The following is a 21,848-nucleotide window of genomic DNA, read 5'->3' on the forward strand; positions in this document are numbered from 1 at the left end:
GCTTCCGGATGCCTGCATCGCGCGTAGTTTTCCTGCCCTACCTTCCCGGCAGGCCGTAGCGGTGCTCCGGCCTGCCGGTGGTGCCGTAGCGGAGCTGGATGTCCACCGCGCCGTCGTCGGCCAGGGACGACAGGTAGCGCTGGGCGGTGGCGCGCGAGACGCCCACCCGGGAGGCCACCTCGGCGGCAGAGTACTGCTCGCCCGGGGCCAGTGATTCCAGCACCGCGGCCTCCGTTGCGGAGCGGGGTTTCGACGACGGCGTGACGTCTCCCGGAATCAGCGACCGTTTCGCGCGTTCCACCGCCTCCTGGTCCAATGCCCCGGGCTGGCCCAGGAGGCGCCGGTAACGGGCGTAAGAGCGCAGCTGCTGCGACAGCGACTCCGACGTGAAGGGCTTGAGCAGGTACCCCAGGGCCCCACGGCGGAACGCCACCCGGACCGACGCCGGATCGGAGGCGGCGCTGAGAATGATCGTGTCCACATCCAACTGCTGGAGAAGGTCCAGGCCGGAGGCGTCCGGAAGGTACACATCCAGGAGCACCAGGTCCGGCCGCAGGCTGTGTATGGCTTGCAGCGCCAGCGACGCCGTGCCAACGGGCGCCAGGGCAAGGAAGCCTGCCACAGAATCCACATAGGCGGCGTGCAGCTTGGCTACGTGGAAGTCGTCGTCCACGATCAGGACCCGAAAATCGTCAGCCATTCTTTTCCTTTCCGGCTTCCCCCGTGGTCTTTAATGTGGGGCTTCCCGCCGTCGTGTGCGGAAGGGTCGCCATGAACACGGCGCCGGGCCCACCCCTGCCCCCGCGTTCCAGCACCTTCACGTCGCCGCCCCGGCGGCGCGCCAACTGGCGCGCCAGCGCCAGCCCAAAGCCCTGCCCGCCGCCGGCACGCACCGGCCCGGAGGCCGTTGTGAAACCTTCAGCAAACACGCTTTCCGTGTCGGTGCCCTCCGCCAGCCCGTCACCCGAGTCCGCCACCACGACGTGCAGCGTGCCGTCGTCGTCGCCTGGCTCATCCAGCACCTCCAGCTCAACCCAGCGGTCCGCCGCTGAGCCCGCCACGGCGGCGTTGACCGCATTGTCGATCAGGTTCCCCAGCACCGTGGTGACATCCTGGGCATCCGTCACCTGCCCGCGGACCAGGGTCTCCGGCCCGATGCGCAGTGCGACGCCCCGCTCGTCGGCCTCCACGCCCTTGGCACCGACGAACGCCTGCAGGTACGGGTCCTGGAGCAGCTCGGCCTGGTCCACCGGGAACTTCAGCGGGCCGGTGGCTGCAAGCCCTGCAAGGTAGTCGCGCGCTTCCTGGTGCTGTCCGATGCCCAGGAAGCCGGCAAGGGTGTGCAGCTGGTTGGCGAACTCGTGCCGCTGGGCGCGCAGCGCGGTGGACATGGTGCCGACGGCGTCGAGTTGCCGCGTCAGCTCCTGCAGTTCCGTGCGGTCGCGCAGCATGACCACCCAGCCAAGGTCCTCCCGGCGGTGCAGGGCCTTGCGCGCATTCACCACCAGCACCCGGCCGCCGGCCACGAGCTCGAGGGCGTCAGGTGTTGAAACCGCGCTGGTGGAAACGCCAGGACCGGCAGTTGCAGACGCCGGCCGGGTCAGGGACTTCAGCTGTTCGGGGACCGGCGCGTCCTCCCAGCGGGATCCGGACAAGTCCGGCAAATCAAGCAGCCGCTGCGCCGCGGCGTTAAAGACGCTGACCCGCCCGTCGGCACTGACGCCGATGACGCCGTCGTCAACGCCCTGCAGCACCGCCACCTGGTCGTGGACCAGCGTGCTGATCTCCTCCGGTTCCAACCCCAGGGTGAGGCGCTGCAGGCGGCGGCGCAGCAGGAATGACCCCAGGATCCCGGCGAGCAGGGCACCCGCGGCCGTCAGGGCAACGGGACCGATGTCGCGCGCCACACTCTGGGCCACGGTTTCCATGGAGTAGCCCACGCTCACCTCGCCCACCACCGTGCTGGTGCCCGGCGCATACACGGGAACCTTCGCCCCGGCGGAAGGTCCCAGCGTTCCGGTGTTCCGGGTGGTGATCTCCTGCCCGGACAATGCCTCGGAAGGATCGGTGCTCACCTTTTCGCCAAGCCGTTGCGGATCCGGATGGGCCAGCCGGATGCCCGTTTCGTCGGTGATCACCACGAACAGCGCCCCGGTCCGGGTGCGCGCCGCCTCCGCCGACGCCTGCAGCGGACCGGCCAGGAGCTCGGCCGGCGGGGGAGTGCCGGGCTTGTCGCTGATGGCGAGTACGTCGGCGCGGACCTCCGGATCGGAGGCCACCGTCCGGGCCAGCGTCAATGCCTGGTTCTCCGCGTCGCCGCCCACCCGGTCGTAGGTCAGCCAGGCGTGAACGGCAGTGCTCAGCAGCACCACCAGCAGCACCACGGCCAGCTGGAGCAGCAGCGTCTGGGTGGAAAACCGCAGCGGCTGCCGGGACGTGGATCGCTGCATTCATCCTCCTTGACGGGTCTGGCGGTGGTGGTTATCAGTGCGAAAGCGCGGTGAGCACAATGAGCAAAATGCTCCCAATAAGCAGTATGCCAATCAATTGAGCCAAAGGCGCTGCCGTGACGGCCGCCACCCTACAGTCTGTAGCACGCATCACAACGCTGTGGTGCTGTTCACAAGAAGGAGCCGGCTGTGCTGGTAATACTTGGATTCGCCATGATCGCGGTTTTCATGGTGCTGATCATGACGAAGAAGTTGACGCCAGTGCTGGCGTTGATCATCGTCCCTACTGTTTTTGGCCTGTTCGCCGGTGCCGGCCTGGGCATCGGCGACATGGTGATGGACTCCATGAAGTCCATGACCTCCACCGCGGCCCTGCTGATGTTCGCCATCATCTACTTCGGCCTGATGATCGACGTCGGGCTCTTTGACCCGCTGGTGAAGTTCATCCTCCGCAAACTGGGCAACGACCCCGCCAAGGTTGTCCTGGGCACCGCCATCCTGGCCGCTGCCGTGTCCCTGGACGGTGACGGGTCCACCACCTTCATCCTCACCACCGCAGCCATGCTGCCGGTCTACCTGCGCCTCAAGATGAGCCCCGTGGTCCTCACCTGCGTGGCCGGCCTGGCCAACGGCACCATGAACATCCTGCCCTGGGGAGGCCCCACGGCCCGTGCCGCCACCGCCCTGAAGATCGACGTCAACGACGTCTTCGTCCCCATGATCCCGTCCCTCGTCGCCGGACTGGTCGTCGTCCTCGCCTTCTCCTGGCTGCTGGGCCTGCAGGAACGCAACCGCCTCCGCGCCACCGCCCCCGAGATCTGGGGCGTGCCGGACACCGCCGAAGAGTTCGACGGCGGCACACCCGCAGGTGCCTCCGGAACCGGCGCTTCCGGTACCGGCCGTGTCCGCAAGGGCGGCAACCCCGGCGGAGCAGCCCCCGCCGGTGGTTCGGTGGCAGTCCTGGACCGCACCGAGACCCTGGTGGACGAGCACGACACCGCCATGGCGGACACCGCGCTCGACCCCAACCGCAGCACCCTGCGCCCCAAGCTGTTCTGGTTCAACCTGGCCCTGACCGTCGCCGTCATGGTGGTGCTTGTCGCCAACGTCATTCCGCTGCCGTTCGTGTTCATGGTGGGCGCCGCAATCGCCCTGCTGGTTAACTTCCCCAAGGTCAAGGACCAGGGCGCCCAGCTGATTGCGCACGCACCGTCCATCGTCGCCGTGGTCAGCATGGTCATGGCCGCCGCCGTCCTCACCGGCGTCCTCAAGGGCACCGGCATGGTGGAAGCCATGTCTGCGTGGCTGGTCCAGATCATCCCCACCTCCATGGGCCCGTTCATGGCGGTCATCACCGGTGTGCTCAGCATCCCCATGACGTTCTTTATGAGCAATGACGCGTTCTACTTCGGCGTCCTGCCCGTCCTCAGTGAAACCGCTGCCCACTACGGGGTCGGCGCCGCCGACATGGCCCGTGCCTCCATCACCGGCCAGCCGTTCCACCTGCAGAGCCCGCTGGTTCCGGCCATCCTGTTGCTGGTCTCGCTGGCCAAGGTGGACCTGGGCGACCACCACAAAAAGGTCCTGTGGCGCACCGCCGTCATCTCCCTGGTAATGCTCGGAGTCGGCATGCTTACCGGAGCCATTGGAATCGGCTAGTCTATAGCTGCCCGTGCTCCTGTCCCCGAGGCAGGCCGGGTATCGAAGGTGCCCGTCTGACGCCCGCTGGGGGATGTCAGACGGGCATCTGCGTTTCCGCACTAGACTGGATCGGAAAACAATTCGAACTTTGCAGGGGAGATCCATGGCTGCGATCAACCGTGACGACGTCGCGCACCTCGCGCGGCTCGCTCACATCGAGATGAGTGCCGAAGAGCTGGACAGGATGGCCGGCGAGCTCGCCGTCATCGTGGATTCGGTCAAGTCCGTCAGCGAGGCCGCGGGGGACGACGTCCCGGCCACCTCGCACCCCATCCCGCTCACCAACGTGTTCCGCGATGACGTCGTGGGCCACACCTTCACGGCGGAACAGGCTCTCTCCGGCGCCCCGGACTCCGATGACAACCGTTTCAAGGTCCCGGCCATCCTGGATGAGGCATAGACATGACTGACAAGACCACCAGCGGCGACATCCTGATCCGGCTCTCCGCCGCGCAGCTTGCCGAGAAACTCCACGCCGGCGAAGTCACCGCCGTCGAAGCCACTCAGGCCTACCTGGACCGCATCGCCGCCGTCGACGGCCATGTCAACGCCTTCCTGCACGTCAACGCCGAAGAGGCGCTCGCCGTCGCCGCCGAGGTGGACGCCATCCGCGCCGCCGGCGGAGCGGAAGCAGAAGCACTGCACTACCTGGCCGGCGTCCCCATCGCCGTGAAGGACCTGATCGTCACCATCGGCCAGCCCACCACCGCAGGCTCGAAGATCCTCGAAGGCTGGCATAGCCCGTACGACGCCACCGTCGTCGAACGCCTTCGCGCCGCAAAGATGCCCATCCTGGGCAAGACCAACCTGGACGAGTTCGCCATGGGCTCCTCCACGGAGCACTCCGCCTACGGCCCCACCCGCAACCCCTGGGACCTGGACCGGATCCCCGGCGGCTCGGGTGGTGGCTCCGCTGCCGCCGTCGCCGCTTTCGAGGCGCCCCTGGCCCTGGGTACGGACACTGGCGGCTCCATCCGCCAGCCCGGCGCCGTCACCGGAACCGTTGGCGTGAAGCCCACCTACGGCAGCGTCTCCCGCTACGGCGCCATCGCGATGGCGTCCTCCCTGGACCAGATCGGCCCCGTCACCCGCACCGTGCTGGACTCCGCGCTCCTGCACCAGGTCATCGGCGGCCACGATCCCCGCGACTCCACCTCGCTGCCCGAACCCCTGGCGGACCTCGTTGCTGCCGCGAAGACCGGCAACGTGGAGGGGCTGCGGATCGGCATCATCAAGGAACTGCACGGCGAGGGCTACCAGGCCGGCGTCGAAAACCGTTTCAACGACGCCCTGGAGCTGCTCAAGGAAGCCGGCGCGGAGATCGTTGAGGTCTCCTGCCCCAACTTCCAGTACGCGCTGGGCGCCTACTACCTGATCATGCCTTCCGAGGCCTCTTCCAACCTGGCCAAGTTCGACGGCGTCCGGTACGGCCTGCGTGTCCTCCCCGAAGAGGGCCCCATGACCATCGAACGCGTGATGGGTGCCACCCGCGCCGCCGGCTTCGGCGACGAAGTCAAGCGCCGCATCATCCTGGGCACCTACGCCCTGTCCGCCGGGTACTATGACGCCTACTACGGCTCCGCGCAGAAGGTCCGCACGCTGGTGCAGCGGGACTTCGAGGCCGCCTTTGCGCAGGCTGACGTCCTGATCTCGCCCACCGCCCCCACCACGGCGTTCCCGCTCGGTGAAAAACTGGACGATCCGCTGGCCATGTACCTCAACGACGTCGCCACCATCCCGGCCAACCTTGCCGGCGTCCCTGGCCTGTCGCTGCCTGGCGGCCTGGCGGACGAGGACGGGCTGCCTGTCGGTATCCAGTTGCTGGCCCCGGCCCGCGAGGACGCCCGCCTGTACCGGGTGGGTGCGGTCCTTGAATCGCTGCTCGAAGCCAAGTGGGGCGGCCCGCTGCTGGCCCAGGCTCCCGACCTTGCCGTTGCCGGAACCCTCGAAACCCAGGAGGCAAAATAATGAGCACTGATGACATCCTGAGCTTCGAAGAGGCCATGGAGAAGTACGATCCCGTCCTGGGGTTCGAGGTCCATGTGGAGCTGAACACCAAGACCAAGATGTTCTCCTCCGCCCCCAACGTCTTCGGCGACGAGCCCAACACCAACGTCAACGAGGTGGACCTGGGTATGCCCGGCGTCCTGCCCGTGGTGAACAAGACGGCCATCGAGTCCTCCATCAAGATCGGCCTGGCGCTGAACTGCAAGATCGCCGAATCCTGCCGCTTCGCCCGGAAGCAGTACTTCTACCCGGACACCCCCAAGAACTTCCAGACGTCCCAGTACGACGAGCCCATCGCCTACGACGGCTACCTGGACGTCGAGCTCGAGGACGGCACCGTGTTCCGCGTGGAGATCGAGCGCGCGCACATGGAGGAGGACGCCGGGAAGCTGACCCACATGGGCGGCGCCACCGGCCGGATCCAGGGCGCCGACTTCTCGCTGGTGGACTACAACCGTGCCGGTGTTCCGCTGGTGGAAATCGTCACCAAGCCCATCGAGGGCGCCGGGTCCCGTGCACCGGAACTGGCCAAGGCCTACGTGGCGGCCGTCCGGGAGATCGTGAAGAACCTGGGCGTGTCCGACGCGAAGATGGAACGGGGCAACGTCCGCTGCGATGCGAACGTTTCGCTCCGCCCGCACGGCCGTGAACGGTTCGGCATCCGTTCCGAGACCAAGAACGTAAACTCGCTGCGCGCCGTGGAGCACGCCGTCCGCTACGAGATCCAGCGCCACGCCGCTGTCCTGGACTCGGGTGAACCGGTGATCCAGGAGACCCGCCACTGGCACGAGGACACCCGCACCACCACGTCCGGCCGCGCCAAGTCCGACGCGGACGACTACCGCTACTTCCCGGAACCGGACCTGGTTCCCGTGGTGGCGTCCCGCGAGTGGGTGGAGGAACTGCGCGCCACCCTGCCCGAGCCGCCGGCCGAGCGCCGCAAGCGCCTCAAGGCCGACTGGGGCTACTCCGACCTCGAATTCCGCGACGTGGTCAACGCCGGCGTCCTGGACGAGATCGAGGAAACCATCGCCGCCGGCGCCACCGCATCCGTGGCCCGCAAGTGGTGGATGGGTGAGATTGTGGGCCGTGCCAAGGCTGCCGACGTCGATCCCGGCCAGTTGGGCGTCGAGGCTGCCACGGTGGTGGAGCTGAGCCGCATGGTTGAGGCGGGCAAGATCAACAACAAGATGGCCTCCCAGGTGCTGGACGCCGTGCTCGCCGGTGAGGGCACCCCGGAGGAGATCGTGGAGAAGCGCGGCCTCGCCGTGGTATCCGATGACGGGCCCCTCCTGGAAGCCATCGACGCCGCACTCGCCGCGCAGCCCGACGTCGCGGACAAGATCCGTGGCGGCAAGGTGCAGGCCATCGGCGCGATCGTGGGCGGGGTCATGAAGGCTACCCGTGGACAGGCCGACGCCGGCCGCGTGAAGGAACTGATCCTGGAGAAGCTGGGCGTCACCGTCTAGCAGGTCCACCCGACTGGGTCGCAGTTGTTGTCGTTTTGAGCCCTCATAACGACAACAACTGCGACCCAGTTGCGCTTTAAGTACTCAGATGCCTGCCGCTGAAAGTACCCGTGGTTGAGCGTGCACCGCCGCACTTACACTGGAGGCCACGGGGCGCTGATGCCCCCGGCTTTGAGCTGCGGCGCGAGCGTGCGGGAGGAACAATCATGGTGGTCCGGGAACCAATGAAGGTGCGCAAGGCGGCGCTTGCCGGGGCGGTGGCCCTGGCGCTGACCGGGACGGGGGCTGCCCTTGCCTGGTCTGCCACCGGCACGCCCACACCGTCGCCCTCGCCGTCGCAGTCGGCGCCCGGAAATTCAGGCAAGGCGCCCGGGCAGAATAAGCCGGGCAGCGTCCAGCGTTCCCAGCCCCTCCATGGCGAGGAGGTAGTCAAGAACTCGGACGGCTCCTTCCAGACCATCCTGGAACAGCGGGGGACCGTCGAGTCCGTCAGCGACTCGGCCATCACCGTCAAAAGCGAGGACGGCTTCACCCAGGCCTACACCGTCAACGACGACACGAAGATCACCAGGATTCCTCAGGCCGCCAATCCCGGTGCGACGCCCAGCCGTGGCGCAACGCCCAGCCCTGGAGCAACGCCGAATCAAGGCGCAACCCCCAGCCCCGGAGGAAAGTCCGACGACGGCAAGCGGCTCAAGCCGACGGACGGAACCATCGCGGACATCGCGGCAGGGGACACGGTTCGCATTGCAGGCGTCAAGGACGGAGACACAGCCACGGCCAGGCGGATCGTGAAGGGCGCCGGCGACAAGCCCGGCCTTGGGCTGGGACGCGGTTTGGGACACGCACCTGGACTGGAACATTCACCCGGACTTGGGCATGGCAAAGGAATGGGCCGGGGCAACGGCAATGATGACCAGGGAGCGTAACTCCGGCAGATTCCGGGCATGCCCGCCTTCCGGGGCGGAACCCCCTTTCGCATAGGGCTGTTCAGCCCTGGCGCACCAGGCCCGCCATGATGTCCTCCAGCGCCTCGCAAACCATCACCACGGACCGCCGCTTCAGGTTCTCCGGCCGGGCCAGCAGGTCGATCCTGCGCCGAGTGCTGATCCCCTCCAGCGGGCGCAGCACGATGTCGGGATTGAGGACCGGACCCGCCGTGTACCTGGGCAGCAGCCCCACCACGCCACCGGTGGCCACAAGCGCCGCCACGGTGGAGTAGTCGTTGATACGGTGGACGATGTTCGGCTCCCTGCTGGAAACGGCTGCGACGGCGGCAAGGACATCGGCGGGGGAGTAACCGGGGTGGCTGGTCACCCAGGGTTCGGCGCCGACGTCGTCCGCCGTCACCGCATCCTTCCGTGCCAGGGGGTGGTTGACCGGCAGTGCCACGTCCAGGGGCTCGTGCGCCAGCGGGATGACGGCAACCCGTTCCGCCGGCCACCGCGGACTGTGGTCCATGCGGTGCGCCAGCACTAGGTCATAGCGGGCAGTGAGGGCGGGAAAGTCCTGCTGGGCAACATCCTCGTCAGACAGCTCGATCCGCGGATGCTCGGGCCGGTCCAGCATCCTGGCCAGCGGCGCGAACAGGGCCTGTCCCGCGCTGTGGAACCCGCTGACCGTCACCCGGCCGGCGGGAGATCCATGATACGTTCCCAGCGCACCGCGGGCCTCGGCCATGGCGCTGACGACGGCGGCACCCGCGTCGGCGAGGACCTGGCCGGCCTCCGTGAGCACCAGGTTCCGGCCCTCCTTGCGCGTCAGCGGCACCTCCACGCTGCGCTGCAGATGGGCCAGTTGCTGCGACACTGCCGACGGGGTCACCATGAGCGTATCGGCCACCGCTTTCACGCTGCCCAGGGCACCCAGTTCCCGCAGGATTTCGAGCTGATGAACCTCCATGGCTCCAGTCTATTCATTAGCTACTGCTACATCGTTGATTGAGAAGAATCCTGTTGTGCTAACGCTTCAGCAGGGCTTCAATGGGGATGACATACCCCGCAAACGTGAACCCCAATCAGTTAGGACGCCAATGAAGGCCCTGTACAAGGCCGGCCCGCACGCCGGTTTCGAGCTCGTAGACCGGCCCGAACCCGAGGCCGGTCCGGCGGACGTGAAAATCCGGGTCATGACCACGGGCATCTGCGGCACCGACCTGCACATCCAGTCCTGGGATTCCTGGGCGCAGGGGATCATTGAGGCTCCCCTTATCGCCGGGCATGAGTTCTATGGCGAAGTGGTGGAGGTGGGCGAGGACGTCCGCGAGGTCAAGGTAGGTGACCGGGTCTCGGGCGAAGGCCATGTGGTGTGCGGTATCTGCCGTAACTGCCGGGCAGGACGCCGCCAGATGTGCATCCACACTGTCAGCGTGGGTGTCCAGCGTGACGGTGCCTTTGCCGAGTACGTGGTGATCCCCGAAACCAACGCCTGGGTCCACCACGACCCCTCAGTCACGCCGGAGCTTGGCGCGATCTTCGACCCGTTCGGCAACGCCACCCACACCGCGCTGAGCTTCCCCCTGGTGGGCGAGGACGTGCTGATCACCGGCGCCGGTCCCATCGGACTCATGGCCATCGCTGTCGCCCGCCACGCAGGCGCACGCAAGATCGCCGTCACGGACATCTCCCGCCCGCGGCTGGACCTGGCCCGGCAGCTCGGCGCGGACCTTGCCATCGACGTCTCCACTACTCGGGTGCGCGACGCCCAACGTGAGCTGGGCATGCGTGAAGGCTTCGACGTCGGAATGGAAATGTCCGGCCATCCCTCCGCGCTGCCTGAGATGATCGACAACATGAATCACGGCGGCCGGATCGCCATGCTGGGACTGCCCAGCCAGGAGATCACCATCGACTGGGGCAAGGTGGTCACCCACATGCTCACGCTCAAGGGCATCTATGGCCGCGAGATGTACGAAACCTGGTACGCCATGAGCGCCATGCTCTCTTCCAATCCGGTCCTCCACGCCGGGATTTCCGCCGTGGTCACGGACACGCTGCCCGCAACGGACTGGGAGAAGGGCTTTGAGATTGCCCGCAGCGGCGTGGGCGGCAAAGTTGTCCTCGACTGGACCCGACTCTAAGACCCGACGGTAAGGAACCGCATGTACACCTCCATGAAGGACCAGCTCCACGACGAGCTGGAAGAAATCCGCACAGCCGGGCTCTACAAGACCGAACGCAGCATCAGCTCGCCGCAGTCCAGCCACATCACCGCCGGGCAGATCGGCGGCCCGGGCGCCGACGTGCTGAACTTCTGCGCCAACAACTACCTGGGCCTGGCGGACCACCCGGACATCATAAGTGCCGCAAAGGCCGCCATGGACGAGCGCGGCTTCGGCATGGCCAGCGTCCGTTTTATTTGCGGCACCCAGGACCTGCACCTGGAGCTGGAAGCCAGGGTCTCCAAGTTCCTGGGTACCGAGGACACCATCCTGTTCTCCAGCTGCTTTGACGCCAACGGCGGGGTGTTCGAGTCCCTCTTTGGGGCCGAGGACGCCGTGATCTCCGATGCCCTGAACCACGCGTCCATCATCGACGGAATCCGCCTGTGCAAGGCCAAGCGCTACCGGTACGCCAACCGGGACATGGCCGAGCTTGAGGCCCGCCTGCAGGAGGCACAGGACGCCCGGCGGAAGATCATTGTCACCGACGGGGTGTTCTCCATGGACGGATACTTGGCTCCGCTCAAGGAAATCTGCGACCTCGCCGACAAGTACGGCGCACTGGTGATGGTGGACGACTCCCACGCCGTGGGTTTCATGGGTGCCACCGGTGCCGGTACCCCGGAACACGCCGGTGTCAGTGACCGCGTGGACATCTACACGGGTACCTTTGGCAAGGCGCTGGGCGGAGCCTCCGGCGGTTACGTGTCCGGCCGCAGGGAGATCGTCGCCATGCTCCGCCAGAAGGCGCGGCCCTACCTGTTCTCCAACTCCCTCGCTCCCGCCATCGTGGCCGCCACCCTCAAGGCGCTGGACCTGGTGGAGAAATCCGGTGACCTGCGACGCCGGCTGTTCGAAAACGCCGAGCTGTTCCGCCGCCGCATGACCGAGGAGGGGTTCGAACTGCTCCCCGGTGAGCACGCCATTGTCCCGGTGATGTTCGGTGACGCCGTGATGGCCGCCAAGGTGGCCGACCGGATGCTGCAGCACGGCGTCTTCGTCACCGCCTTCAGCTTCCCCGTGGTTCCGCGCGGTGCCGCAAGGATCCGGGTGCAGCTTTCAGCCGCCCATTCAGCGGACGACGTCGAAGCTTGCGTGCGTGCCTTCGTCGCCGCCCGCGCCGAGGCGGCAGCCTGACAGTAGTTTCGGATAGCCCGGCGGTTCCGGCGAACAGCCGGCAGGCAGGGAGAGCCGACAGGAATAAGCTTTGTGAGGACCCAACGACGCGGACAGGAGTGATCAATGGCAGCTCGTTACGATGTCCTGATTGTGGGCGGGGGCATTGCCGGCCTCTCCCTGGCGTACGCGCTCGCGGGCCGCTGCAGTGTTGTGCTGGTGGAGGCGGAGCAGGAGTTGGCGTACCACACGTCCTCCCGCTCGGCCCGGCAGCTGATCCCCAGCTACGGACCGCCGGTGGTCCAGGAACTCACTGTCCGGACCCTTGAGCTGCTCGCGGCACGGGACGCGGAGCTCCCGGAACCGGTCCTGACGCCGCGCAGCTTCATGCTGATCGGCTCCGAGGCGGAAGTGGCCGCGGAAGCCAGCGGCCACATGCAGCCCATCACGGTTGAGCGCGCCTTGGAACTGTGCCCGGCCCTGAAGCCTGGAACCTTTGCCGCCGCGGGACTCGATACCGGATCCTTTGGCTGCAACGCACCCCTGCTTCTGGACGAACACCGCAAGCGGGCGCTCGCCGCCGGCGCCGACATCGTCACTGGAGCCCGGGTCCATTCGGCGCAACGGCTGGGTTCCGGCTGGCAGGTTGGTGCCGGCGCCGAGGGGTTCGAGGTGGGTGTGCTGGTCAATGCTGCCGGAGCGTGGGCGGACGAGCTCGCGGTGCTCAGCGGCGTCGAAAAGCTGGGCCTGCAGCCGTACCGGCGCACTGCGGCGATTGCCGCCGTCGAACGTCCCCTTCCGGCTGCCACTCCGATGGTGGCTGCGGCCGACAACACGTTTTATTTCCGTCCTGACGGCCGGGACGTGCTGATTTCGCCGTCCGAGACCGTTCCCAGCGGCCCCGAGGACGCACGCCCGCGGCCCGGAGATGTGGAACGCCTGGTGGAGAAGCTCAACGCCTTCACCAGCCTGGGAATTACGGCAGTCCGCCGGGCCTGGACCGGGCTGCGCACCGAAGCGGCAGATGGGATTCCGGTAGCGGGGTTCGATGCCGAAGCGGCAGGCTTCTATTGGCTTGCAGGGCAGGGCGGCTATGGGTTCCAAACCTCGTCAGCCCTGGCGGAATTCGCGGCGTCCCAGATCCTTGCCGGGCAGGACCCGTCCGGAGGTACTGCTTCCTTTGGTGGCGCCGCCGACGGTCCGGTATCCCGGACAGCGCAGGCCCTGGCAGCCACGCGCTGGTCCATCCGGCGTTGAAGAATGGTGCAATGAGCACCCTGATCACCAACATCGCCGAGCTGATGACGCAGGACCTTGAGCACCGGGTCCTGAAGCATGCGGCGGTAGTCGTCGAGGGGGAACGGATCTCGTGGATCGGCGCCGCAGCCGATGCACCTGCAGCGGATGACGCCGTCGACGCCGGAGGCCGGGCCATGCTGCCAGGCTGGGTGGACTCGCACAGCCACCTGCTGTTCGCCGGGGACCGCACCGCAGAGTTTGAGGCCCGGATGGCGGGGGAGGCCTACGCGGCCGGTGGCATCGCCGTCACCATGGAAGCCACGCGCGCCACCTCCGATTTCGACCTCACCCGGCTGGCGATGGGCCGGGTCGCCGAGGCCGTCTCGCAGGGAACCACGTACCTGGAAACCAAAACCGGCTACGGCCTGGATGTGGAGAATGAGGCCCGGAGCGCCCGCATCGCCTCCACCGTGGCAGACCAGGTGACCTACCTCGGCGCCCACCTGGTTCCCAGCGGCCAGAATTCCGACGAGTACACGGACCTGGTCTGCGGACCGATGCTCGACGCCGTCCGTCCGTACGTCCAGTGGGCCGATGTCTTCTGCGAAGAGGGCGCATTCACCGCGGAACAGTCCCGGCGCGTGCTGCTGGCCTGCCGCGATGCGGGCCTGGGCCTGCGCGTGCACGGCAACCAACTGGGTGAAGGGCCGGGGGTGCAGCTTGCCGTGGAACTGGGAGCGGCGAGCGTGGACCATGTGAACTACCTGGCGGAGCAGGACGTGAAGGCCCTGGCAGCCTCCTGGTCCGGGTGGGACGCTGTTAGCGGCGCGGGTGAACGGGGCACTGTGGCCACCTGCCTCCCTGCGTGCGACCTCTCGACCCGCCAGCCGCTGGCTCCTGCCCGCGAGCTTCTCGATGCCGGAGTGCAGGTGGCGCTTGCCTCCAACTGCAATCCCGGCACCTCCTACACCAGTTCCATGGCGTATTGCGTGACCACTGCCGTCCTCCAGATGCGCCTGAGCGTGCACGAGGCAGTCCGCGCCGCCACATACGGTGGCGCCCTGGCGTTGCACAAGGACACCGGGCGGGATGCGGACGGTGAACGCGCCGTGGGGTCGATCGCGGTCGGGCACCGTGCGGACCTGCACCTCCTGAACGCGCCCTCCGCCACGCACCTCGCTTACCGCCCAGGCATGCCTTTGACGTACGCTGTGTGGCGGGCCGGAGCCCGGGAGCGGTAGCACCAGCATCCCGATGTGCTCCTTTCTGATCGTATGCCGTAGGTTAGAATCAGAAAACGTCATCAGGAATGGTGGCTGAATGATTGGAAGGCCCCCTTGCATGACGCGCACTGACCGGCTTACGGCGATCCTCGACCTGCTGGCCAAGAGCGGCCAAGTGGAGGTTGACGAGATTGTCAGCACCCTCAATGTTTCCCCGGCCACTGCCCGCCGCGACCTGGACAGCCTTGCCAAGCGCCGGCTTTTGACGAGGACCCGGGGCGGTGCCACCGCCGGTGCCCTGGCCTACGACCTGCCCGGCCGCTACAACCGCGACGACCATGCCGAAGCCAAGGAACAGATCGCGCAATGCGCCTCTGCCTTGATCCGTCCGGGTGCAGTCATCGGGCTCTGCGGAGGCACCACCAGCACGGCGCTTGCGCAGATCCTGGCTACGCGGGAGGACCTGAACGCCCCCTCCAACCAGCCCACACTTACCGTGGTGACGAATGCGATCAACATTGCGGGCCAGTTGGCGGTCCGGCCGAACATCAAGGTGATGGTCACGGGCGGGATCCTTAACCCGCGGTCCTACGAACTGGTGGGGCCCTATACGGACATCATCATGCAGAAGGTGGTGCTGGACATCGCTTTTATCGGCGTCAACGGCATCGATCCCGAGGTTGGCCCCACCAACACGGGGGAGGGGGAGGCTTCCGTCAACGCCCTTTTAGCATCCCGCGCCCGCGTGTCCTATGTCATCGCGGATTCCTCCAAGGTGGGAGTGCGCGCCTTCGCCACCATGGACGGTTATGACTTCAACAGGTTGATCACAGACGCCGGCATTTCTGCCCGCGACAAGGCTGCGTTCGAGGCCAACGGCACGGAAGTGATCGTCGCGCCCGCCTGACGTTGCGGAGAGGCTGGGTGCACCGGCAGTTCCATCAGGCTGGATCCAGAAACTGAAGGCAAGATGGGAACATGCTGGTTCCCTCCCGCCGTCGCCTGCGGCTCGAAGTCTGGATCGTCCTGGGCCTGTCCCTGGGCCAGTCGGCTGTCTATTCCGTGGTGCAGCTGCTCGACAAGATGACCCGGGCTCCTTTGGCCGAGGGGACGTCCACCCTGAACCGCTCGCAGAGCACGCGGGAGTACTTCGACCTGACGTACCAGCTGCTGGACATCATCTTTGCGCTGGTGCCGGTGCTTCTGGTCCTCTACTTCCTCACCGACCAGCGCCAGGCCGTGCCTGGCAAAGCGGGCAACTCCGGCTCCGCTTTCCGGAAGCTTGGCTTCAACTTCGCCCGGCCGGGCAAGGATCTGCTGCAGGGCCTGGGGCTGGCTGCCCTGATTGGCATACCTTCGCTGGGGCTTTATGCGGCGGGCCGGGCCCTGGGCATTACCACCGCCATCATTCCGAGTGCGCTTGATGCCTACTGGTGGACCGTTCCCGTCCTGATCCTGTCGGCTGTGCGCCACGCGGTTCTCGAGGAAGTCATTGTGGTGGGCTACCTCATGGACCGCTTCGGCAAGTTCGGTTGGAGCATGCCGCTGGCCATCGCCGTGAGCTCGGTCCTCCGCGGCAGCTACCACCTGTATCAAGGTTTTGGGCCTTTCATTGGCAACGCCGTTATGGGTGTTGTGTTCGCCTGGCTGTACACACGAACCCGCCGGGTCATGCCACTGGTGATCGCCCATGCCCTGCTGGATATCGTGGCGTTTGTGGGTTTCAGCCTCTTCGGCAAGGCCGTTGGGTTGGGTTAGGGAAACCGGCCCTCAGGGTGGGGCGGGCCTGGCGACAAGTCGTGCGCTGGTAGGAGAACGTGTGGCTACTACTGTCACATTAGCGACAGTAGTAGCCACGAAGCTGCTTCGGGGTCGGGTGGCAGATTGAAAGGTTGCGCGTAGAAGTCTTCCCATAGTGGATCTGTGGGGCACAGTCCGCTGGGGTCGAGCAGATTCTCGGCGGGTGGTTCTTCAGGTGGCGGGTCGGGCCAGTTTGGCATGTCCGCGAGTAGTGGCTCCCACTCCAGATCCTCAGCTGCGCGCGCAACAGCCTCCATCGGCAGGATGCCCGCTGGCCAGTGGGTTGGTTCGGTGTCTGGGTGTTCGGGTTTGTAGTGGCGGCCGGTGGGTGAGGTCCAGCCGGGTGGTTCATTGGTGGTCGCCGGGTCCGGTGTCCACTGGCTGTGGTGTTTGAGCCGGTGGTGCTTGGGGCAGAGCTGCGCCAGGTTGCTGACATCAGTACTGCCGCCGTGTTGCCAGGCTTGGAGGTGGTCGGTTTCGTTGTCCGGAGTGCGGTTGGTGCAGCCGGGGAAGGTGCATTTGGCGTCGCATCCTGATCCAGCGTTTGATGGACTCGGTGAGCCGGTAGTTCTTCCGGCCGATCTCCAGTGGTGCGCCGTCCCTAGGGTCAACGAGGACCCGGTAGAACGAGTTCGCCCCGTCTGCGACGAGTTTGCGGGCCATGGAGGCCGGGATTGGTCCGAAGCCGTCCAGCATGGCGGGCTCGTCGGTGAGACCGAGGAGGGAGAAGACCGGAACCATGACCAGGACGTCGGCCCGCGGGGTGGGGACGTTGCCGGGTTCGCCCGCAGTTCCTGATCCGAGTAGTTGTGCTGCTGCGATGTCGGGGCGGAGTTGGGTGATGGTGCGTGGTTCGTGGGGGCCTTGGAGGCCGCGGGCGATGGCGGTGGTGCGGTTCCAGATGGCGCAGGCGGTGTCGCCGGGGAGGTGGAGCGAGATCCAGGCCATGCCGTCGCGGTCGGGGGTGTATTCCATCCGCCGGTCGGCACAACCTTTGGTGTGGCGTTTCTCGATGGATTCGGGGTGGTGGCGTTCCCGCCAGGCACGGACCTTGGCCCGGAACCGGGAGGGGACGAGTTCACCGGGTGCGGCTCCGCGGGCGGGGTGGGGTGCGTCGGGGTCGAAGAAGTGCGCCACCAGCCCGGCAGCACCGGCCGGGTCGAGGCCTTCGGTTTCGTCCGCCACGATTCTCGCGTGCTGCCACGACATGGCCCCGACGGCCAGGGCCTGGAACACGGGCGGCAGGGAGCAGACCTTCCGGGACTGTTCCAGGAACGCGCCGGCGGCGGCTGAACTCAGCGTCAGGACGCCGGCGATTTCCTCCACGGTGGACATTTCAGCGTAGGTGCGGTCCTGGAGGGAGGCATCGGGCGGAGTCATGGCCTGCTGAAACGCGACGGCCTCGGATGCATCCTGTGCCTGCCCGGCCGCGAGCTGGGCCGTGAGCCGGGACCGGAGATCCAGCCGTTCCAACCGGATCTCATACCGCCGCTGCAACACATCAACACCGGAACCAACAGCAAGGCCGGAGGCCAGGAAAGCATCCTCCCGCTCCAGCGCATCAAGGGCAGCAGCAAAGCCATGAATGCCCTGTCCTACCGCTGATGCGCTGCTGCTGATTTCCATATGAACATCATCTATCGAGGCACTGACATTCGTACCTGAGCCTGATCCTCGGCATGAGCCAGCCCGTGAACTGCCGCCGGACTTGCCGCTGTGCCGCTAAGCCCTACGCTGCCGATGGCGCTTCGGGCGCAAAAAGCCGCCATCCGCCGTCGTACGTTTTCTATGCGAAGGTTCCCTGCCGCAGCCAAAGCGCACGATGCCCAAAGGAGTATGTGTGGCGCAGAACTATTGCGGCCCAGCAAACGCGAGTGCCACTCAAATGAATTCGGCCGCCATGAGGTGGTGACGCCGTTGTCACCACCTCATGGCGGCCGAAGATTATCCGGGCATGGACCCGGCGCACCCATTTCCCGAAAGGGAAGAGGGCTGGAGCGTCAGAGAGTGACAGCCCCGTTGGCGGTTTCGAACGTGACCGACAGGATGCCGGGCGTTCCGTGCGGGGCGACCCACTCGACCGCAACATCCTCAAGCGGCTTTTCCACCGGCTCACCCAGCCACTCGGTGACCCGGGAGGCGGAGCCTGCGATGGTCAGGCAGCTCATCTTGAGGTTGCTCTGGTAGGCGTTGGAGGGGTGAAGTGAGGGATCACCCTCCCACTTGAGCATGTACGGGACCTGGGGATCGGCGATGAGGCCCAGGATGCCAATCTGCTTCCAGACCAGCTCGCGGCCGTCCGGGAACTTGCGGTTGCCGTTGACAGCGGAGCGGCCGAGGCGTTCCTCGAAGGGGGCGAGGTCGTCCACTTCGACGCACCAGCCCATCCAGCCGCCGCCTGCCGCGGATCGGGCCCTTACGGCCTGTCCAAACGGTGCCTTGTCCGATGCAGGGTGGTCCAGGACCTCCACAACCTCGAGGTACTTGTGACCGGCGAGCGGGATGATCATATTCCGGGTTCCGAACCGGGGGTGTACCCCGCCCTTCACTGCCTCAACGCCGAGGGCAGTTGCAATACGTTCGGTGGTGGCCGCGAGGCCGTCGTGTTCACAGGCGTAAGAGACGTGATCCATGCGCATGGCAACATCTTGGCACTTTGTGATGCGGCTCTCAGCTAAGGGTACCCTTACTGGATTTGCGCGCACTCAATGGCCATGGAAAGGCCGCCTAAAAGACCATGTTCGTCACAATCCTGTTCACGGCAACAACGCTGTTCCTAGACTTGGCGCAGGTCATGAGTGCCAGCGCCAAGCCCCGGCTCGCTGGCCGGCAACCCTCCATCCGCGGTGGGGTGCCCCGGGTGAAGACCTGGCTGTCCGGCAAGAACCGGAAGCAAGCGCGCCCGCACTGCCGGTGAGCATGCCGGGCCCATGTCAAAGGAGATTTGGATGTCCAACGGTTGGTCCTTCGAAACCCGCCAAATCCACGCCGGCCAGGAAGTGGACAGTGCAGCGGGAGCCCGTGCCCTGCCCATCTACCAGACCACGTCCTTCGTGTTCCCAACGGCCGAAAGCGCAGCAAACCGTTTCGCACTGTCCGAACTCGCGCCCATCTACACCCGCATCGGCAACCCGACGCAGGACGCAGTGGAACAGCGGATCGCCAGCCTCGAAGGTGGTTTGGCAGCGCTGCTGCTGAGTTCCGGCCAGGCCGCTGAAACGTTCGCGGTCCTGAACATCGCGGAGGCCGGCGACCACATCGTGGCCAGCCCCAGCCTCTACGGCGGAACCTATAACCTCTTCGCCCACACCCTGAAAAAGTTCGGCATCTCCGTCACGTTCGTGGAGGACCCCGACAACTTGGACCAGTGGCGCAACGCAGTCCAGCCCAACACCAAGCTCTTCTTCGGTGAAGTGGTCTCCAACCCCCGCCAGGACGTCCTGGACATCGAGGGCATCTCCGAAGTCGCCCACCAGGCCGGCGTGCCCCTCATCGTGGACAACACCCTCTCCACCCCGTACCTCATCCGCCCGCTGGAGTGGGGCGCGGACATCGTGATCCATTCCGCCACCAAGTACCTGGGCGGCCACGGCACAGCCATCGCCGGCGTGATCGTCGATTCCGGCAAGTTCGATTTCAGCAAGGACCCGGAACGGTTCCCAGGCTTCAACACCCCGGATCCCACCTACAACGGGCTGGTCTACGCCCGCGATCTGGGAGCCGATGGAGCGCTGGGGGCCAACTTCTCCTACATCCTCAAGGCGCGGGTCCAGCTCCTGCGCGACCTGGGCTCGGCGGTCTCGCCCTTCAACGCCTTCCTGATTTCCCAGGGCCTGGAGACTTTGAGCCTGCGGGTGGAGCGCCACGTTGCCAACGCCACGGAAGTGGCGCGCTGGCTTGAGGCAAGGCACGACGTCGAATCGGTCGCCTATGCCGGGCTGCCGTCCAGCCCCTGGTACGAGCGTGGCCGCAAGTACGGGCCCAAGGGGACGGGCGCCGTCGTCGCCTTCAACCTGGCCGGCGGAGCGGAGGCGGGCAAACGCTTCGTCGACGCCCTGGAGCTGCACTCCCATGTGGCCAACATCGGCGACGTGCGCTCCCTGGTCATCCACCCGGCGTCGACCACCCACAGCCAGCTCTCCCCGGAGCAGCAGGCTGTGGCCGGGGTGCACCCGGGACTCGTCAGGCTTTCCGTGGGGCTGGAACACATCGACGACATCCTCGCCGACCTGGAAGCAGGCTTCAGGGCTGCGAAGAGCGCCTAGACGGGCAAAGTACGACGCCGGGCCTCCACTCGGGCGGTAAGGCGGGGCGGGCAGCAAGCCGGGAAGTCACAACCAGTCACACTCTTGGCCTGGACCGGGGAGTATTTCGTACACTCGATCCAGGTCATGAGTGCCAGTGACAGCCCCGGCTTGCTGGCCGGCAACCCTCCATTCGCGGTGGGGTGCCCCGGGTGAGGACCTGGCCTGCCGGTCAAATGACGGCGGGCAAGCGCGTAGAAGAGGTCTTGCCATGACGGTTACCGTCGCCCCAAAAACCATCCCCGAACACGGAATTGTCCGCTACGCCTCCATCGGGGGACTGGAACTCGAAGCCGGGGGATACCTCCCGGACGTCACCCTGGCCTACGAAACCTGGGGGACGCTCAACGCGGACGCCAGCAACGCCATCCTGATCGAGCATGCGCTGACCGGCAGCACGCACGTAACCCGTGGCGACACGGACGAAGAAGGCTGGTGGGAACAACTCGCGGGCCCCGGCGCCCCCGTGGACACCGACCGTTTCTTCGTGGTGTCCATCAACATTGTGGGCGGCTGCTACGGCTCCACAGGCCCCTCCTCTCCCGCCCCCGACGGATCGCCCTGGGGCTCCCGCTTCCCCCTGGTCACGCTGCGGGACAGCACCGAGGCGGAAGTCCGGCTCGCAGACCAGCTGGGAATCAAGAGCTGGTTCGCGGTCCTTGGCGGCTCCATGGGCGGCGCCCGCGCACTGGAATGGGCAGTGACGTACCCGGAAAGGGTGCAGCGCTGCGCCGTCATCGCCGTCGGGGCTGCCAGCACCGCAGAACAAATCGCCTTTGCCCAGGCCCAGACCCTGGCCATCCGGCAGGATCCAAACTTCAACGGCGGCGACTACTACGGCGGTCCCTGTCCTGAAGAGGGCCTGGCCCTTGCCCGGCGCATCGCCCACATCACCTACCGGTCCGCCGCCGAACTGGAAGGCCGCTTTGGCCGGTCAGCCCAGGCATCCGAGTCGCCCCTTCAGGGGGAAGTGCTCGCAGCCCGCGGCCGCTACCAGGTGGAAAGCTACCTGGACCACCAGGGCAACAAGCTCGTGAAGCGCTTTGACGCCAACAGCTACATCGCCCTGACCGAGGCACTGATGAGCCACGACGTCTGCCGGGGCCGGGGAACCCTGACCGAAGCGCTGGCCGCTGCTACTGCACGCTTCTTCGTGGCCGCCGTCGACTCCGACCGGCTCTACTTCCCGTCCCAGTCGCGGGAGCTGGCGCAGTCGCTGCCCGGCGACGTGGACGTCCACGTCATCCAGGCGCCCATCGGCCACGACGGGTTCCTCACCGAAATTGGGCAACTGGGGGCACAGCTGAGGAGCAGCTTCCTGGTCTAGGGGCATCCAGCAAACCGCCAGCAATGTGCATTAGTGCAGATGCCTTCTGCAC

18 protein-coding genes, 1 pseudogene and 2 riboswitches are annotated in these 21,848 nt (G+C 66.4%); of the genes and pseudogenes, 13 read left to right on the plus strand and 6 right to left on the minus strand.

The genetic code is table 11. From position 1 onward, the window contains the following. Nucleotides 1–37: 37 nt before the first annotated feature. Nucleotides 38–700 carry a response regulator gene (locus JCQ34_RS06330; RefSeq protein WP_286402981.1) on the minus strand — a complete coding sequence of 221 codons (663 nt, stop codon included), beginning with the start codon at nucleotides 698–700 and terminating at the stop codon, nucleotides 38–40. Next, complete coding sequence (locus tag JCQ34_RS06335) at nucleotides 693–2,450, minus strand: sensor histidine kinase (RefSeq protein ID WP_286402982.1); 1,758 nt, start codon at nucleotides 2,448–2,450, stop codon at nucleotides 693–695. Before JCQ34_RS06335 ends, JCQ34_RS06330 begins: the two co-directional genes overlap by 8 nt. Before the next feature lie 189 nt (nucleotides 2,451–2,639). Between JCQ34_RS06335 and JCQ34_RS06340 the strand changes: the two genes are divergently transcribed. The 5 genes from JCQ34_RS06340 to JCQ34_RS06360 all read left to right on the plus strand — a co-directional run bounded on the left by JCQ34_RS06340 (nucleotide 2,640) and on the right by JCQ34_RS06360 (nucleotide 8,556). Further along, a complete protein-coding gene (locus JCQ34_RS06340) occupies nucleotides 2,640–4,109 on the plus strand; it encodes a CitMHS family transporter (protein ID WP_286402984.1) in 1,470 nt (489 codons plus the stop codon). Nucleotides 4,110–4,254: 145 nt separating this feature from the next. Next, entirely contained in the window at nucleotides 4,255–4,551 is a 297-nt protein-coding gene (gatC, locus tag JCQ34_RS06345; RefSeq protein ID WP_018763018.1) for an Asp-tRNA(Asn)/Glu-tRNA(Gln) amidotransferase subunit GatC, read from the plus strand. Between the two features lie 2 nt (nucleotides 4,552–4,553). After that, entirely contained in the window at nucleotides 4,554–6,119 is a 1,566-nt protein-coding gene (gatA, locus tag JCQ34_RS06350; protein WP_286402987.1) for an Asp-tRNA(Asn)/Glu-tRNA(Gln) amidotransferase subunit GatA, read from the plus strand. Further along, on the plus strand, nucleotides 6,119–7,627 hold the full coding sequence (gene gatB, locus JCQ34_RS06355) for an Asp-tRNA(Asn)/Glu-tRNA(Gln) amidotransferase subunit GatB (RefSeq protein ID WP_286402989.1): 1,509 nt from the start codon (nucleotides 6,119–6,121) through the stop codon (nucleotides 7,625–7,627). Before gatA ends, gatB begins: the two co-directional genes overlap by 1 nt. A gap of 206 nt (nucleotides 7,628–7,833) precedes the next feature. Then, nucleotides 7,834–8,556: a hypothetical protein gene (locus JCQ34_RS06360; protein ID WP_286402990.1), complete on the plus strand. Its 723-nt coding sequence runs from the start codon at nucleotides 7,834–7,836 to the stop codon at nucleotides 8,554–8,556. 61 nt (nucleotides 8,557–8,617) lie between these two features. On the opposite strand, the gene JCQ34_RS06365 is transcribed toward JCQ34_RS06360, so the two are convergent. Next, a complete protein-coding gene (locus JCQ34_RS06365; protein WP_286402992.1) occupies nucleotides 8,618–9,529 on the minus strand; it encodes a LysR family transcriptional regulator in 912 nt (303 codons plus the stop codon). Nucleotides 9,530–9,659: 130 nt separating this feature from the next. On the opposite strand from JCQ34_RS06365, the gene tdh reads away from it, so the two are divergent. From tdh to JCQ34_RS06395, 6 genes are all read left to right on the plus strand, one after another. Continuing rightward, the gene (tdh, locus tag JCQ34_RS06370) at nucleotides 9,660–10,706 is read left to right on the plus strand and encodes an L-threonine 3-dehydrogenase (protein ID WP_286402993.1); all 1,047 of its coding nucleotides are present in this window, start codon (nucleotides 9,660–9,662) and stop codon (nucleotides 10,704–10,706) included. 21 nt (nucleotides 10,707–10,727) lie between these two features. Further along, nucleotides 10,728–11,924 (plus strand): glycine C-acetyltransferase, encoded by a 1,197-nt coding sequence (locus JCQ34_RS06375; RefSeq protein ID WP_286402995.1) that lies wholly within the window; start codon nucleotides 10,728–10,730, stop codon nucleotides 11,922–11,924. A 105-nt stretch (nucleotides 11,925–12,029) separates the two neighbouring features. Further along, entirely contained in the window at nucleotides 12,030–13,160 is a 1,131-nt protein-coding gene (locus JCQ34_RS06380) for an NAD(P)/FAD-dependent oxidoreductase (protein ID WP_286402997.1), read from the plus strand. A gap of 11 nt (nucleotides 13,161–13,171) precedes the next feature. Next, nucleotides 13,172–14,383: an imidazolonepropionase gene (gene hutI, locus JCQ34_RS06385; protein ID WP_286402999.1), complete on the plus strand. Its 1,212-nt coding sequence runs from the start codon at nucleotides 13,172–13,174 to the stop codon at nucleotides 14,381–14,383. Between the two features lie 100 nt (nucleotides 14,384–14,483). Continuing rightward, nucleotides 14,484–15,272 (plus strand): DeoR/GlpR family DNA-binding transcription regulator, encoded by a 789-nt coding sequence (locus JCQ34_RS06390; RefSeq protein WP_286403001.1) that lies wholly within the window; start codon nucleotides 14,484–14,486, stop codon nucleotides 15,270–15,272. A gap of 71 nt (nucleotides 15,273–15,343) precedes the next feature. Further along, entirely contained in the window at nucleotides 15,344–16,123 is a 780-nt protein-coding gene (locus tag JCQ34_RS06395; RefSeq protein ID WP_286403003.1) for a CPBP family intramembrane glutamic endopeptidase, read from the plus strand. Between the two features lie 74 nt (nucleotides 16,124–16,197). Here the strand turns inward: JCQ34_RS06395 and JCQ34_RS21105 are convergent. The 3 genes and pseudogenes from JCQ34_RS21105 to JCQ34_RS06405 form a co-directional block, all read right to left on the minus strand. Continuing rightward, nucleotides 16,198–16,611, minus strand: a pseudogene (locus JCQ34_RS21105) (HNH endonuclease signature motif containing protein); the annotation flags it as partial. After that, nucleotides 16,601–17,791: a DUF222 domain-containing protein gene (locus JCQ34_RS06400; RefSeq protein WP_434738935.1), complete on the minus strand. Its 1,191-nt coding sequence runs from the start codon at nucleotides 17,789–17,791 to the stop codon at nucleotides 16,601–16,603. The gene JCQ34_RS06400 and the pseudogene JCQ34_RS21105, both read right to left, overlap by 11 nt. Before the next feature lie 374 nt (nucleotides 17,792–18,165). Beyond that, nucleotides 18,166–18,804 carry a VOC family protein gene (locus JCQ34_RS06405; protein ID WP_286403005.1) on the minus strand — a complete coding sequence of 213 codons (639 nt, stop codon included), beginning with the start codon at nucleotides 18,802–18,804 and terminating at the stop codon, nucleotides 18,166–18,168. A gap of 151 nt (nucleotides 18,805–18,955) precedes the next feature. Then, nucleotides 18,956–19,070, plus strand: a riboswitch (SAM riboswitch). Nucleotides 19,071–19,113: 43 nt separating this feature from the next. Here JCQ34_RS06405 and JCQ34_RS06410 point away from each other — a divergent pair. Then, nucleotides 19,114–20,430 carry a bifunctional o-acetylhomoserine/o-acetylserine sulfhydrylase gene (locus JCQ34_RS06410; RefSeq protein WP_286403007.1) on the plus strand — a complete coding sequence of 439 codons (1,317 nt, stop codon included), beginning with the start codon at nucleotides 19,114–19,116 and terminating at the stop codon, nucleotides 20,428–20,430. Between the two features lie 122 nt (nucleotides 20,431–20,552). Then, nucleotides 20,553–20,668, plus strand: a riboswitch (SAM riboswitch). Between the two features lie 12 nt (nucleotides 20,669–20,680). Then, on the plus strand, nucleotides 20,681–21,796 hold the full coding sequence (gene metX, locus JCQ34_RS06415; protein ID WP_286403009.1) for a homoserine O-acetyltransferase MetX: 1,116 nt from the start codon (nucleotides 20,681–20,683) through the stop codon (nucleotides 21,794–21,796). Nucleotides 21,797–21,848: the final 52 nt, after the last annotated feature.

It is taken from the genome of Pseudarthrobacter defluvii (assembly GCF_030323865.1).
In the GTDB taxonomy this organism is placed as follows: Bacteria; Actinomycetota; Actinomycetes; order Actinomycetales; family Micrococcaceae; genus Arthrobacter; species Arthrobacter sedimenti.

Coding starts and splice junctions, on each gene's coding strand:
- JCQ34_RS06330 (WP_286402981.1), bottom strand. CDS start 700: ATGGCTGACGATTTTCGGGTCCTGATCGTGGACGACGACTTCCACGTA.
- JCQ34_RS06335 (WP_286402982.1), bottom strand. CDS start 2,450: ATGCAGCGATCCACGTCCCGGCAGCCGCTGCGGTTTTCCACCCAGACG.
- gatC (WP_018763018.1), top strand. CDS start 4,255: ATGGCTGCGATCAACCGTGACGACGTCGCGCACCTCGCGCGGCTCGCT.
- gatA (WP_286402987.1), top strand. CDS start 4,554: ATGACTGACAAGACCACCAGCGGCGACATCCTGATCCGGCTCTCCGCC.
- gatB (WP_286402989.1), top strand. CDS start 6,119: ATGAGCACTGATGACATCCTGAGCTTCGAAGAGGCCATGGAGAAGTAC.
- JCQ34_RS06360 (WP_286402990.1), top strand. CDS start 7,834: ATGGTGGTCCGGGAACCAATGAAGGTGCGCAAGGCGGCGCTTGCCGGG.
- JCQ34_RS06365 (WP_286402992.1), bottom strand. CDS start 9,529: ATGGAGGTTCATCAGCTCGAAATCCTGCGGGAACTGGGTGCCCTGGGC.
- tdh (WP_286402993.1), top strand. CDS start 9,660: ATGAAGGCCCTGTACAAGGCCGGCCCGCACGCCGGTTTCGAGCTCGTA.
- JCQ34_RS06375 (WP_286402995.1), top strand. CDS start 10,728: ATGTACACCTCCATGAAGGACCAGCTCCACGACGAGCTGGAAGAAATC.
- JCQ34_RS06380 (WP_286402997.1), top strand. CDS start 12,030: ATGGCAGCTCGTTACGATGTCCTGATTGTGGGCGGGGGCATTGCCGGC.
- hutI (WP_286402999.1), top strand. CDS start 13,172: ATGAGCACCCTGATCACCAACATCGCCGAGCTGATGACGCAGGACCTT.
- JCQ34_RS06390 (WP_286403001.1), top strand. CDS start 14,484: ATGACGCGCACTGACCGGCTTACGGCGATCCTCGACCTGCTGGCCAAG.
- JCQ34_RS06395 (WP_286403003.1), top strand. CDS start 15,344: ATGCTGGTTCCCTCCCGCCGTCGCCTGCGGCTCGAAGTCTGGATCGTC.
- JCQ34_RS06400 (WP_434738935.1), bottom strand. CDS start 17,791: ATGGAAATCAGCAGCAGCGCATCAGCGGTAGGACAGGGCATTCATGGC.
- JCQ34_RS06405 (WP_286403005.1), bottom strand. CDS start 18,804: ATGCGCATGGATCACGTCTCTTACGCCTGTGAACACGACGGCCTCGCG.
- JCQ34_RS06410 (WP_286403007.1), top strand. CDS start 19,114: ATGTCCAACGGTTGGTCCTTCGAAACCCGCCAAATCCACGCCGGCCAG.
- metX (WP_286403009.1), top strand. CDS start 20,681: ATGACGGTTACCGTCGCCCCAAAAACCATCCCCGAACACGGAATTGTC.